This window comes from Halobacteriovoraceae bacterium (genome assembly GCA_020635115.1).
In the GTDB taxonomy this organism is placed as follows: Bacteria; Bdellovibrionota; Bacteriovoracia; order Bacteriovoracales; family Bacteriovoracaceae; genus JACKAK01.
This window is the reverse complement of the sequence record JACKAK010000001.1, coordinates 131,890-144,618: the sequence shown is the minus strand read 5'-3', so window position 1 is coordinate 144,618 and position 12,729 is coordinate 131,890. Positions and strand designations below refer to the sequence as shown.

Annotated in this window: 12 protein-coding genes; 6 read left to right on the top strand and 6 right to left on the bottom strand. The window is 33.9% G+C overall.

From position 1 onward, the window contains the following. Positions 1–63 precede the first annotated feature (63 nt). Together H6622_00775 and H6622_00770 are read left to right on the top strand one after the other, a co-directional pair. Positions 64–312 carry a hypothetical protein gene (locus H6622_00775; GenBank protein ID MCB9060037.1) on the top strand — a complete coding sequence of 83 codons (249 nt, stop codon included), beginning with the start codon at positions 64–66 and terminating at the stop codon, positions 310–312. Between the two features lie 137 nt (positions 313–449). Beyond that, positions 450–935, top strand: coding sequence for a MarR family transcriptional regulator (locus H6622_00770; GenBank protein MCB9060036.1), 486 nt, complete (start codon positions 450–452; stop codon positions 933–935). Here H6622_00770 and H6622_00765 read toward each other — a convergent pair. From H6622_00765 to H6622_00740, 6 genes are all read right to left on the bottom strand, one after another. After that, positions 932–1,840 (bottom strand): hypothetical protein, encoded by a 909-nt coding sequence (locus tag H6622_00765; protein MCB9060035.1) that lies wholly within the window; start codon positions 1,838–1,840, stop codon positions 932–934. The two genes, H6622_00770 and H6622_00765, sit on opposite strands and share 4 nt — an antisense overlap. Beyond that, entirely contained in the window at positions 1,833–2,516 is a 684-nt protein-coding gene (locus tag H6622_00760) for a hypothetical protein (GenBank protein MCB9060034.1), read from the bottom strand. The genes H6622_00765 and H6622_00760 overlap by 8 nt, the downstream gene beginning before the upstream one ends. After that, the gene (locus tag H6622_00755; protein ID MCB9060033.1) at positions 2,509–3,801 is read right to left on the bottom strand and encodes an HD domain-containing protein; all 1,293 of its coding nucleotides are present in this window, start codon (positions 3,799–3,801) and stop codon (positions 2,509–2,511) included. Before H6622_00755 ends, H6622_00760 begins: the two co-directional genes overlap by 8 nt. Positions 3,802–3,867: 66 nt before the next feature. Further along, positions 3,868–4,125 (bottom strand): glutathione S-transferase N-terminal domain-containing protein, encoded by a 258-nt coding sequence (locus tag H6622_00750; GenBank protein MCB9060032.1) that lies wholly within the window; start codon positions 4,123–4,125, stop codon positions 3,868–3,870. A 63-nt stretch (positions 4,126–4,188) separates the two neighbouring features. Further along, complete coding sequence (locus H6622_00745) at positions 4,189–4,866, bottom strand: histone protein (protein ID MCB9060031.1); 678 nt, start codon at positions 4,864–4,866, stop codon at positions 4,189–4,191. A gap of 71 nt (positions 4,867–4,937) precedes the next feature. After that, the gene (locus tag H6622_00740) at positions 4,938–7,736 is read right to left on the bottom strand and encodes a Tad domain-containing protein (protein ID MCB9060030.1); all 2,799 of its coding nucleotides are present in this window, start codon (positions 7,734–7,736) and stop codon (positions 4,938–4,940) included. Between the two features lie 400 nt (positions 7,737–8,136). Here H6622_00740 and H6622_00735 point away from each other — a divergent pair, with 400 nt between their 5' ends. The 4 genes from H6622_00735 to H6622_00720 all read left to right on the top strand — a co-directional run bounded on the left by H6622_00735 (position 8,137) and on the right by H6622_00720 (position 12,727). Next, positions 8,137–8,580: a hypothetical protein gene (locus tag H6622_00735; GenBank protein MCB9060029.1), complete on the top strand. Its 444-nt coding sequence runs from the start codon at positions 8,137–8,139 to the stop codon at positions 8,578–8,580. A 184-nt stretch (positions 8,581–8,764) separates the two neighbouring features. After that, a complete protein-coding gene (locus H6622_00730; protein MCB9060028.1) occupies positions 8,765–9,226 on the top strand; it encodes a single-stranded DNA-binding protein in 462 nt (153 codons plus the stop codon). A 229-nt stretch (positions 9,227–9,455) separates the two neighbouring features. Beyond that, positions 9,456–10,421: a hypothetical protein gene (locus H6622_00725; protein ID MCB9060027.1), complete on the top strand. Its 966-nt coding sequence runs from the start codon at positions 9,456–9,458 to the stop codon at positions 10,419–10,421. A 152-nt stretch (positions 10,422–10,573) separates the two neighbouring features. After that, complete coding sequence (locus tag H6622_00720; protein ID MCB9060026.1) at positions 10,574–12,727, top strand: hypothetical protein; 2,154 nt, start codon at positions 10,574–10,576, stop codon at positions 12,725–12,727. Positions 12,728–12,729: the final 2 nt, after the last annotated feature.

Here is a 12,729-nt window from a genome sequence, read left to right as displayed (position 1 = left end):
GGCATAAGGCCTGCACTTTTGACAGAGACTATTTTACTTTTTGAGTAAATTTAAGGAGTTACTATGAAAATATTGTCTGTCTTATGTTTGGCCGTCATTATTTTGAACAATGCTTATGCAGATTCATCTCATGCCTCCAGGCCATACCGTATGATGGCCGAGGCAGAGCTCGTTGGAAATGCAGATCTTCAAGAAGACCTGAGTAAAGATCTTTTGGAAAAGAATGAAGAGGTTAGAGATATTGCTGTTTATGATGATGGTGATGGCTATTATGCTGAAGAAATTGCAAAATCTCTCGTAAGATTAGAATAAGTTATTATACTTTCAGATCTTTTGAGATGTTTTATTTCTCAAATATTAGATTGTAACCTTGAACAAAAAATATTGACCCATAGAATAATTGATGTTATCTAGTCTTAAAGACATACTAATTGAGCACAATTACTACTATGAGCAAATTATCTTCAATCGGAACTTTACTTAAAAAAATCTACCGCTCTTATAACTTAGAGCTTCTCTCATTAGTTGAGCAAAAAGGTTTTACTGATTTAAGAGCTTCCTTTTTAGAGGTACTCATATACATTTGCCACGGCGATGGCCCGACAATTAAAGAAATTGGACAGGCCTGTGGATTAAAAAAACAAACGATGACAAGTCACCTCAATGAATTAGAAAAAAGAGGATACGTCATAAAGAAAACCAATAGCACTGACAAAAGGGAGCAAAAAGTCTTTCTTACTGACTATGGGCATAAATTTAAATTAGTACTTGATGAGAGCATTTTAGAACTCGAAAAACAGCATCTCGACTTAGTTGGTGAAGTTGAATTTGACCGAATTGAACATATTCTCAATAATTATCACTATAAATTAATTAATAAGCAATCTACTCCCAATCTCATTCCCAATCACATTTCATTTCCGACAGATTTTTAAAAAATTGGATAAAATGTTCCATAATGAATGTGTCCAGTAATGACTGAAGTGAGAAAACAAGTTGTGAAGAACATGGCACCCTCATAGATTCCATATGATTGAAGTTCATTTTCTTCAAGTTCAAGATGCTCTTTTTCATCAGTTTTGAACTCAATTTCTTGGATACGAAAAACCCAATGCAGACCTTTGAGGATTATAGGATAGACTATAAGTGCCAAAAGAACCTTAAGTAGAACTTGAATACTATATGAGGACATGTCTTCAAGTTGATGATTCAAAGATGAAGAAATAATAACCACCCATCCCCAGAAAAAACCTGTATAGGACAAAGCAATCGAAATTTTTTGCTGAACGACAAGTTTTTGAAGAGAGAGTTTAGAAACATACTTATAGGATTTACAAGCAAATCCAAGTATGACAAGTGAAAAAAGCCATAGGAAAACTAAGTAAATGATAGAGTGTTCAGAGACCATTAATACAGTTTTTAAGAGATAAGCTATTCCAAGTGAGTTTGAAAATGTAATCGTTGCATAGGAAATATTTTTTCTTCGAATAACTTCATCGTTGTATTCAAAATTATAGAGAACAATACTTTCAATGACAAAAGTTGATGCCATAAAAATAACAAATGCAATCGTCGCTTGGAGAAAAAAATCAAAAATTGCATAACCTATACCTTTTGACATAGAAAAATAGAACTCTGAAATAATGATTCCAAGTCCTATAAGTCTAGAAAATAAATGTATGGTATCTGCAGCATTTTTGAGAGGTGAGAACTTTTTTAAAATCTGAGTTCTAGAAGATGGGTGAACAGAACCATGCACATATTTATATAAAAAGAGCATGAAGCATAAAAATATGGCAAATATAAATCGTATTATCAATTTATCAAATAATTCATTCACTTTTTTTATCCTTTCGCAATTTAAAGGTCAAAAATTTCTTTATATGAACTTTAAACGATTCTGTTACGTTAGTTTCTTCTTTCTTTGGGTAGGCCTTAAGAGTAACTTCTCCATTGAGACCAAATTCATTGTTTTCACCATAGAATACTTTATTTTGTTGGTTAAGAAGCTTGGCCTTTCTATAAAATGAATAAGTAAGACCAAAATCATCCCAACCAAGATAATTTGGGAAGTTTCTATAGGCCCGATGAAATAACCAATATTTTTCACCAGATTTTTTATAAACCCAACGACCAAAGGCCGGATCTCCTACGAATATCATTCCCGGAGGAGATGGAGTAAGTTCATCACCCATTAACTTTGTATCTCTTCTTCTATAAATCGACATGCCTTGATTGATGAGGTTTTCATCCCAAAAATTCTTAGTTGTTTTAACAGTAATTATTTCAGGTCTCTTAAAGCCATAAATGATTTTATATTTTTGAAAATATGATTTGATCAATAATCCTACTTGAAAAGATTCTATTAAAATAACAGTGAATGGAGCTCCTTTAAACAAAGATGTGAGCGCATTTTTATGATTAACTGTAACAACCCTAGAGTGTCCAGGGATATAGCTTTTTGAAATTCCTAAGTAAATAAGAATTAATAAAATATATATTGAAAATTTATTCATTTATTAACTCATCTATCCTAGCTTGTTGCTGTTTTGTAACTTCTCCCATATTACAATGTAGTCTATTTACCGCATGTGAAGTACTAAACTTTTGAAATAAGTCTGTTGCTTTTGAAATGTCAAAATAAGTTTTCTTCTTTCCGTTTAATAGAGTTCTTACAACTTGAAGACCCGTCGTGTTTTCATTATGACTTTCATTATAATATTTTGAAAGCCTTCCTTGTGAAGATCCTCTAATGTATTCAATATTTTCAGCATTCAAATATTCTTCAATCTTTTCTAGTTTTTTTAATTGATTATTATTGAAAGATTCAAAAATTTTAGATGGAATATTATTATTTACAATAGATTGAGCATATTTATTTTTACTTTGACGTAGAGTTTTCAATAAAAAATGATCATCATGTTCAAGGTAATCTTCTACATCATGGGGTATTTTATATTCATTGGGAGCAGTTTTAAAGAATTTTAATAATAATTGCTCCATACACACTGGCCTGTAATGAAAGTAAACCATCAAAAACATATGAAACCTGGAAAGAAGAAAATCATCAAATGTGACGACGGCCCTCTCGGAAATCCCTAAATATGCACTGTCCTCTATAAGACAAACTTCAAGATTATCTATCATCCAATCTAAGTCAAAATTTCCATAACTAACACCACAAAAATAACTATCTCTTAACAAATAGTCCATTCTATCACAGTCCAGTTCACTAGAAACTAACTGGTGTAATATCGGAAAATAATTAATTCCATCTATCGAAAAATAATCATCCTGTTTTGTTTCACCAATCACCAAATCAGCAACTCTGTCTCTATTAACTCCATAAAACTGTTCGATCTGCCCAAAGGATATGGCCAGAGAACTATCTGTAATTATTTTTACTGTATAGTCCTCATGCGTGGCCTGACGGTTAACTTTAGGCCTAAAAACTTCTGGCAAATTTAGTTGAAAAACGTTTGGCATAACAGATTCAGTTGAATGACTCAATGGTGCGTGGCCTATATCATGCAAAAGACAGGATAACTTTAATGTATTTTTTAACTTCTCAAAATCTTTGTGATCGTTTTTCTTTCCAAAAAGCTTCTCAAATACCCTCTCTGCAATATTCATGACACCAATAGAATGAATGAACCTCGAATGAGTTGCACCTGGAAAAACATACTCCGAAAAACCTAGTTGCTTTATAAAACGCAACCTTTGGAAAAAATCATTTCGAATAATTGGGATGATTTCATTTTGAATTTGAATGGAACCGTGAACTGGATCTCTTATTTCCATCGGCATCTTCCTCTATAAAATTAGCTTCAGGCCCAACTTAAATTTTAATTTTTAATTGCGTTGTGTCTAGGCTTTTTCGAGATTACTTTGGTTTTTTTGTAACCAATTAACAATATCTCTAGATTCAAACATTGGTTTGTTATCAATGTAAAGACATGGTACTGTTTGTCTACCCGTGTCGTTAAGCAACTTTTTTGAGTGTAACTCATCTTTCCTGATATCTCTAAGCTCTACCTTGATTGATAAATCTTTTATCGCTGCTAGAACAATTTGGCAAAAAGGACATGACTCAAAATAATATAGGGAAAGTATTGGGTAATTCATTTATTCCTCCAATAAAAAAAGGGCCCAAATATGGGCCCTTTGAAATTATATGTTTAAAAAACTTTAATAATCATCATCTTTATCAAGTCCAGCTGCATAAAGCTCATCTTCGTCCATATCATCCAAGTCCTTATCTGATTCATCTTCTGGATTATCAAGTGTTTCATTATAACCCCAACCATAAGCTGAACTTTCTTCAGAATCATCTTCACTTTCATCATCTGGATTATAGTCATCGCCAGAGTCATTTGTGCTACTTTCTGGTGTTCCTGAACTGTCTAAAGAATCCATCTCCATTAGCTCATCACCTTCTTCACCAACAGGTTCCATAATAACATCATCGTGCTCAATGATTTCTGAACTTTTTAATTCTTCAGGCGTTTCTTGTTTATTTTGTTTTTTATACCGAGCTATAGCTTCTTGCTTAGCTTTTTCCTTGAGACCTGCCTTGGATAATTTTTTAGTCGTTTTTTTTGCGACTTTCTTAGTCGCTTTCTTTGCAACTTTCTTAGTCGCTTTCTTTGCTACTTTCTTAGTCGCTTTCTTTGCTACTTTCTTAGTCGCTTTCTTTGCTACTTTCTTAGTTGCTTTCTTTGCAACTTTCTTAGTTGCTTTCTTTGCAACTTTCTTAGTTGCTTTCTTTGCAACTTTCTTAGTTGCTTTCTTTGCAACTTTCTTAGTTGCTTTCTTTGCTACTTTCTTAGTTGCTTTCTTTGCAACTTTCTTTTTTGTTTTTGCCACCTAAAAACCCCTTGTAAACGTTTATTCGACAACAGTATATAGTTAAAGAAAAAGAAGTTTCAACCTAAAATTTAAAATTTTAAATCACTTGGTTGTTTTCCAAATTCACTAAGCTCCTCCATAGGGATCTTATTTCGAAAAGGAATTTGATTTTCGTACCCTTGCCCCAAGTTAAATAACTCCTGATACACCGAAACTCCGTCAATACTAGCAGGTGAGCCACTAATAACGGTATGCATTGGAATAAATTTGGTTGAATAAAAATTTCTTCTCATACTTTGACTTAATTTTGGATGAATTCCATCTTGTGAAATTCCACTTCTGGGGCCAGGCATATAGCCTGTCATCAAGTCTTCAGCACCAATCTTACTTGCTAGTATGCCAGAACTACTCGAACCATTACTATCAGTAGTGAATTCATAAGACTGGCAGTAGTAGAGTTGAGGTGATTTACCATTGCAATTTTCTACAGCAGAAATAGATGCATTTCCAGTAGATAATTGCGAATAATACTCTCTTAGCATTATAGACAAAGGCTTTATCCCACAATCGTCCGATTGTCCTACCTTATATTTTCCTTCTCCAGTTAAAAAATACGCAAATTTACCAGCAATACTTGAACAATCGGGTATTCCATTATGAAGATCATTTGCTGCCTGAAGATATGTTCCACGACAAGAATCCGGATTTACTGTTTTATCCTCCAGACATTTTTGTTCCCTATCACTTGATTGATTTCGCATGCTCTGCGCTACCGAAGCAAATGCTTTTAAGAAACTATCTATACTATTACTTGCTGTATCAATGTATTTTTCAACAGCACCTTGCAATTGAGTTTCATTTTCATATATTAATCCTTCTCCATATAAGGGAGCATAGAGTTGGTATGAACTGGCATTCATCGATACAAGCGAGGCATGTTGCACCCCTATCCCCTCAGAAACTGGATGTTTTGTTGGAATTAAATAGTTGAGCTTTTCCCAATTTGTAGGAGATCTCACACTTCTTATAGCTTCTTTAATCCCATCGCCATTTAAGATGTTTCCTTGCAAATGACCTCTTGCATGTGAAGCAAAGGCCTTAAATTGATCTACATCATATAATCCAATAGGATCTACTCCTGCCCTTGTCATTGCACTTGCCTCGTTTTCTGCAGGTTGAAGTTTAGTAAGTGCAGAATTTGTTTGTCCTTCTGAATTTCCCTCATAAATGAGATTAGGAACAACAAATTTTGAATTATTTCCTATGGGATCAATTCCTCCGATGACAGTTTCTTTTCCCTCTGCCCAAAAATCTTGAGAAAGTGGAACCGGATGACCTGGTGCAAATTCTCCTACTGCAATTTTTTGTACATCCCAACCTGAGGCGGTTTTTCTTGCTGTTGTTGCATCAAATAATGGCCGTGAGATGTCAAAGACAGAAGCAAAATTAGCAGATCGAGATGGATTTGTTCTGGCCTTTAGTGAACTTTCCTCTTCAAAAAAAAGTTTTGGACCAATTCTTCCTCCGAAAGGTTTTGCTGCCGCGTAGGCCTGAATGATGGCCCCTTGAGGAGATCTTCCAAATGGAAAAAAAAGACCAACGTATTTAGTTTTGGCCTTTAGGGCATAATAGGTGACAACTTCCTGGCCCTTAGTCATTCCTAAAATATAACTTGGTATTGGAATTGCCATTTTTGATCCAGCACACTGAGCATCCATTGTGATTTCACGATCTGAATTTACTGCGTAATATTTTCCGGAATATGGAACGAAATTTGTGTAAAACATAGTGTAATTAACTGGCATGGCCTTAAGATTTAAGTAGTACTTTTTTCTGGCCATTGATCCAGTTTCGCTATTGGGAATTAAAAAGGTCGAGAGATTATCGCCACTAGACATATCAACAACGTTAGGAGGAATTTCACTTACGATCAAATTGGACTTCATTTCATTGTCTAGGTTTCTTCCTACAGTATAAAAGGCCTTAATTGTTCTTTCGTGAAACGGTGTTTGCAAAGATGTTTCTTGTGGATCAAAATTTGATACAGGAGTGCAACCTCCAAAAGTTGTGTTTCCATTGTAACAGATATTTTGCTTTGGTGGTTGGTTCATAATCCATTCTAGATTTCTCATTCTTATGCCTAGTTCAAACGCTTGGGGCCATGCTCCCATTCGATCTGCGGCCACATTGGGAACAGAAGGAAGTCCTGAATTTGAGCCGTTGTAAACTCCAAACGCCCAGATCATCGCCACCATGAAATTCAAATCTGTACGTTTGGCACAGTCCCTAGACTTATCCTTTGAAATAACATTGGCAAAGTTTTGTGTTTGACCATCAATTCCAACTAGTCCTGTAGAACCAAATTTAGGAACACCAGGTAGTGAGAAAATCTTGCAAATATTGTAATTACCAGAAAAATGAAGACAAACACTTGGAACGTTATAAGGATCAAATTCAAATTGGTTATAGTTTTTCTGAGCAGCTGCATTACCACTATTTTGCTGTCCATCCTTTGAAGTATACATAGACTGCGTTCTAAAATTCATGACTCCATTGTTATTGAGATCAGCAACATTCGTTACATCTGTCTCATTAAGTAGACCGAGCTGTCCTACAACATAATATTTAAACATCCATTCCTTGAATGTGTTTCTTAACTCCCAATTGAGATAACTAATTTGAGAAAGTTGTCTTGCCTGAACCGCGGCCCCTGACCATGCTCCAGCATCAACAGCATTTTGTAGATTTATTTTCGCTTTCACAAAAAGTCCGATATTGATCACAAACGCCAGGAATGAAGCGACAATAATGAGAGAGAAGGCCAGAAAAATTGTGATCTGTCCTTTTTCATTTTTTCTTTTTAGCTTAATTTTTTTCAATAAATTCATGTCTTAAAGTATGCTACCCGGCCGAGAATAGAGCGTCAATTAGGGAGGCGCGATATGGCACTGGTGCGGATGAGAATAACGCAAGGGGTTGATTTGTAAATAAATATTTTTGGCACAATTTATGGATATAGGGGCAAGGGTGCACTTTGACCGAAAGTCATCCGTGTGGCACGTACTGTAGCGATTTCGGTTCTCTTTCCTGTGCTACATATCTCAAAATTTGTAATTTTCATGGAAAGGCCCTCGGGGGCCGTCGAAACCCTGGGCCATGTGGATGGCCCTGCGGCCCTTTTTATGCGTATTTTTCTATTTTTAATATGTTAGCAGGTGATTTTTTTACCTCCTTATTTTCACTTCTTTTGCTCTGTTATGATGAAATGAGGGCCCTTGGAGAAAATCTATGAATAAAAGCATTTTTAATTATAATCCCCTTGTGATGAGAACTTTTCGATTGAAAAATCCTTCAAAGGAATTTTTTTGTCCTCTATGCAGCACAAAGAGGGCCTTCACTATTAGTCCTCGCTTGACCCAAAAGAATTATTTTCAAATTGTTATGATGAGTGTTTTTTTTGCGATGGTTCTTTACCCATTTATGGAATGGAGAGGAGTTTTTGCTTTTTTCCCGATTTGGGTTAGTTTCGAAGCAACTATACGAATTCTTTTTCGTAAGGAGATTCCTTGTCCGCACTGTGGTTTTGATGCGTCTTGGTATAAACGAGATATCAAAGTCGCTCGTAGAATTGTTAAAGAATTTTGGGCCAGTAGGGGAGTTGTGACTGATGACCAGTCACTTGATGAGGCCATGGACCAAGTTGACTCAATGCTATCTAGCACAAATGCTTAGAAAAATTTTTTCAAAATTCCACTTAATTTTAGAATTTTATGATTAATTTTTTATGTCTATTTTTTAGAAATAAAATCTTTTCAGGAGCTTAGAGCGCTCTATTTGAAAACTTTCTTTCATCTTGGAAAAGCACTAGAAATTCGATAGCAAAGAGACTAAGCTATCGACGAATAAAGGAGAGTTTATGAGCGTGAATAAAGTTATTCTATTGGGTCGTCTTGGGCAAGATCCCGAGATTAAATATACACCGTCAGGTGCAGCTGTCTGCAATTTTTCGCTGGCAACGTCTGAGTCATGGGTTGATAAAAGTGGACAAAAACAAGAAAGAACAGAATGGCATAGAGTGGTTGTTTGGAATAAGCTTGCTGAGCTTTGTAATCAGTATCTATCGAAAGGGCGCCAGGCCTATATTGAGGGACGTTTACAAACACGTTCATGGGATGATCAAAATGGACAAAAAAGATATACGACAGAGGTAAATGCTTCGACTGTTCAATTTATTGGAGGGCAAGCTTCTGCAGGCCAGTCGAGCTATTCAAATGATATGAACATGAATCAATCATCACACCAAGATGATTCCATGATGAATCAAGATTTTAATATTTCTACAGATGCGAGTTTTACTGCTGATGATATTCCGTTTTAGGATATCCATCATTAATATTGTTAAATAATTAAGTTTAAAAATATTTAGTAAATAATAAGAAGGGGGCCATGGTCCCCTTCTTTTTTTAAAAGAAATACATTTTGTGAAGTGTAATTTGTACATGCAGATTTCTTATGATTGCAAAGAAAAAAAGTGACAGGTAATAAGGAGAAGTTGGAAATTTCATAGATGAGAGAAAGACTTGATAAAGTATTTTTTATTTTTCTTAATGAGTAAATCTTTATTCGGAATCAACTTTTTGTTTCCCTATACTAAAGTTACAATTTGTCAGGCATTGATGATGAATACGTTGGTGCATGCAAAAAAAAACTCAGAAAATGATTCAACGAAAAATGCAATTGAAAAACTAAAAAACTTTAGAAGAGAAATCTTACAAAAAAGTGAAGTAAAACCTTTAGTCTATATTCAGAGATTTGATGAACTGGATGTCGATAATTTTTCGCAAAGAATTCAACAAGTAAAAGTTAAACAACAAATTGAAGGAATTATTCGAAATAATGAGGTCAAAAAATCGAATGAATTAGAGTATATGTATGGTTTAGTATTAAATGCTCATGAAATGAAAAGCTTTTTGAAAGAAGTAGATAATTGGATAAAAAGAGCACAGAAAAATTATATAGAGAGGTATCATAATTCACTAGACACAGTATTTAATATTGTTTTTCCTATGCAGCTCCCCTTTATCCTAAATAATTCTATAGACGACCCTCTCTCTTCAGGTCTATTTCTGGGCCTTCATTTTGTAATGGCGCAGCTTGTGAACGCCTATGCATTGCCAAAAGATTGGATGATAAATAGGGATAAATTCTATTTTAATATTAGGGATAAATTAGAGGATAAATCTTTTCAATGGCAATATTTTTCAAAAGTATATCAAGTAACGCAACATCTAGTGAGATCTTCGTTGGAAGATTATCCAGCGGATGAATTTTTAAGATCTAGATTTGAAGATTCTGTCACCTATAATAATGAAATAAACAGAAATTCAAAATTTGTTAATTATATTTTCAAAAAAGTACATCTGGAAAAGAATCAAGGTGATTTTTTTAATTCGCTGAGTAAGCTAAACACTGTGGCCTTTGATATACTCGTAAACAAGATTGATGATTCTTGGGAATATATATTCATTCTTAGAATAATGAAGAACAGGCCAGCAAAGATTTTGCCTCTGTAAAACGAGAGACAGAATTTATATTCAAAAGAATACGTTACATTTTTACATGTTGTACATTGTGTTAAAAAAGAATTTCAAAAATAAATTAAATAATATTAAACTATAAATAAAAGTAGTATAAACTTCCTCCAAATTTAATAAGGAAGTTAACCATGCTAAAACATTTACTACTCTTTTTGATTGCCATTAATGCCTTTGCTTCAGAAATTCAGTCAAAACATGTACTCGGTGAAGTTGATTCAAAAGTTCTTTTTAGTGAGTTAAATGAATATGCTAAACAATATGGTGCGCAATATCAACATGTGTCCCTTGTTGATTCCAAAGAAAATGTTGAAGAACTCACTTCAGAACTTCTTTTTAATTTTAATAAAGTCGTTACATATTTAAATTTCTACTCGAATCTTTCACATGAAGAGATATTTGAATTTGATAAAATTTTAGGGCCAATAGATTATGTGTTTGGACAAAAAGAAGAGGCCATAGATACTATAAATTATATTGCCGGAAACGTGAGTTCAAACAAGGATTTTAAAAAATATGCAAGGTCATTAATTAATAAGATCTCTCAAATGTATAATGCCTTTGTCACAGATGAGAAGATATATCAGATAATTAAAAAAGTAGATCTAAATAAGCTTAGTGAAGAACAAACTGAAGTTGCAAGAAAAGTGTTTATGGAGTTTGAAAAAAATGGCATAGGATTGCCCGCTGATGAAAAAGAACATGCACAAGAGCTTTTTGATGAATTGAAGAGATTAGAAAGTAGTTATGAAGAAAATGTGACAGAAAATCTTAATGAAATTGTATCTTTTAGTAAAAGTGAATTAAAAGGTGTTCCAAAAAATATAATAGAACGCTTGAAGTTTTTTGATAAAAAATATATGGCCACAAATTCGCAGAGAATGTTACTAAAAGATATTTCGATGTATGCAATTAAGGAAGAGACAAGAAAAAAGGCCTGGTATTCAGCTGAAAGCGGGCCTAGGGCAAATATTGAAGTAGCCTATAATATATTAAAACTCAGAAAAGAAATTGCCAATTTGTTTGGTTTTAAGAATTGGAGTGAGTATCAAGCAATTAAAACCACAACTGGCTCAGGAAAAGAGAATTTAAAATTTGCAAATGGTCTATATAATGATCTTAAAAAAGCAATTGATAAAGATTTGGTTGAACTTAGTCAAATTAAAAAAGAAGTTAATGGCAACACAAATCTGATGGCATGGGATCTTGGTTTTGTGCTTAGAGAATACAAACAAAAAGTAACCGGACTAACTCCAAAAAAACTAAATGAGCGAACTGAAAAAGAAAAGAAACATTTTCCTTTTAAAGAAACTCTTGCAAAACTTTTTGAAATGTATGAAGATTTATTTGATATTAAACTGGAACAACTCACTCCTCCCTATCAATGGGATAAGGATGTACTTCTTTATCAAGTAAAAAATCTTGATGCTTCTCCATTAGGCTTGATTTTTATAGATGTTGCTGAAAGACCTGGTGATGGCAAAAGCCCTGGGGCGGCAATGTATCCATTTGTAATGGGAAATAAATTTCCTTATGAGAAAATGAGAACATTACCGATTGGTGGTATTGCTGCTAATTTCCCAAGAGATAAATTCGGAAACATATATCTTGACTTACGTACACGTGAAACGCTTACACATGAATTCGGTCATGCTCTTCATCTTCTAAAGTCAAAAAATAGTTATAAACTATCAAATTCATTAAATATTAACTGGGACACTGTTGAACTTCCCTCTATGTTTATGGAAAACTGGGGAAGACACAAATCAGTGATAAACAAAATTGCAGGCCCTGTAGGTGATGTGGAATTTAACTATTCCGATTATAGTTTTACTGATGAACAGGAAGAAAAACTTGAATTATTAGAACGTTTTGTAATTAGTAAAAATAATAGTCTAGCAAAACTTGATCTAAAAATTCACTCAATGGAGCTACCTGAAACAGTTGATGAATTTAGAATTGTGGCAAATAAGATTTTATCTGAAAGTGGCTTTGAATATCCAGCTGACTCGAGCTTTTTTGCAAAGTTTTCACATATTTTTACTGGCCCATATTCTGCACTTTATTTTTCCTATGACTGGTCTGAGGCACTTGTAAAGATGGCCGATGAGCGCTTTAGAAATGAGCGGGGAGATTTAGACTTTACTAACAAAGAGCAGATAAAAGAATATATTCAAAAAGTTTTAGAAGTAGGGGGAACTGTTTCAACAAAAAAAATGTGTGAGACCTATTTTGGAGGACCCATGAGTACAAAACCACTACTTAAAAAGATTAAAGCTCTTTAAAA

Excerpts from the sequence above, each read along its gene's own strand:
- H6622_00775 (MCB9060037.1), top strand. The coding sequence starts at position 64 with ATGAAAATATTGTCTGTCTTATGTTTGGCCGTCATTATTTTGAACAAT.
- H6622_00770 (MCB9060036.1), top strand. The coding sequence starts at position 450 with ATGAGCAAATTATCTTCAATCGGAACTTTACTTAAAAAAATCTACCGC.
- H6622_00760 (MCB9060034.1), bottom strand. The coding sequence starts at position 2,516 with ATGAATAAATTTTCAATATATATTTTATTAATTCTTATTTACTTAGGA.
- H6622_00755 (MCB9060033.1), bottom strand. The coding sequence starts at position 3,801 with ATGGAAATAAGAGATCCAGTTCACGGTTCCATTCAAATTCAAAATGAA.
- H6622_00750 (MCB9060032.1), bottom strand. The coding sequence starts at position 4,125 with ATGAATTACCCAATACTTTCCCTATATTATTTTGAGTCATGTCCTTTT.
- H6622_00740 (MCB9060030.1), bottom strand. The coding sequence starts at position 7,736 with ATGAATTTATTGAAAAAAATTAAGCTAAAAAGAAAAAATGAAAAAGGA.
- H6622_00735 (MCB9060029.1), top strand. The coding sequence starts at position 8,137 with ATGAATAAAAGCATTTTTAATTATAATCCCCTTGTGATGAGAACTTTT.
- H6622_00730 (MCB9060028.1), top strand. The coding sequence starts at position 8,765 with ATGAGCGTGAATAAAGTTATTCTATTGGGTCGTCTTGGGCAAGATCCC.
- H6622_00725 (MCB9060027.1), top strand. The coding sequence starts at position 9,456 with ATGAGTAAATCTTTATTCGGAATCAACTTTTTGTTTCCCTATACTAAA.
- H6622_00720 (MCB9060026.1), top strand. The coding sequence starts at position 10,574 with ATGCTAAAACATTTACTACTCTTTTTGATTGCCATTAATGCCTTTGCT.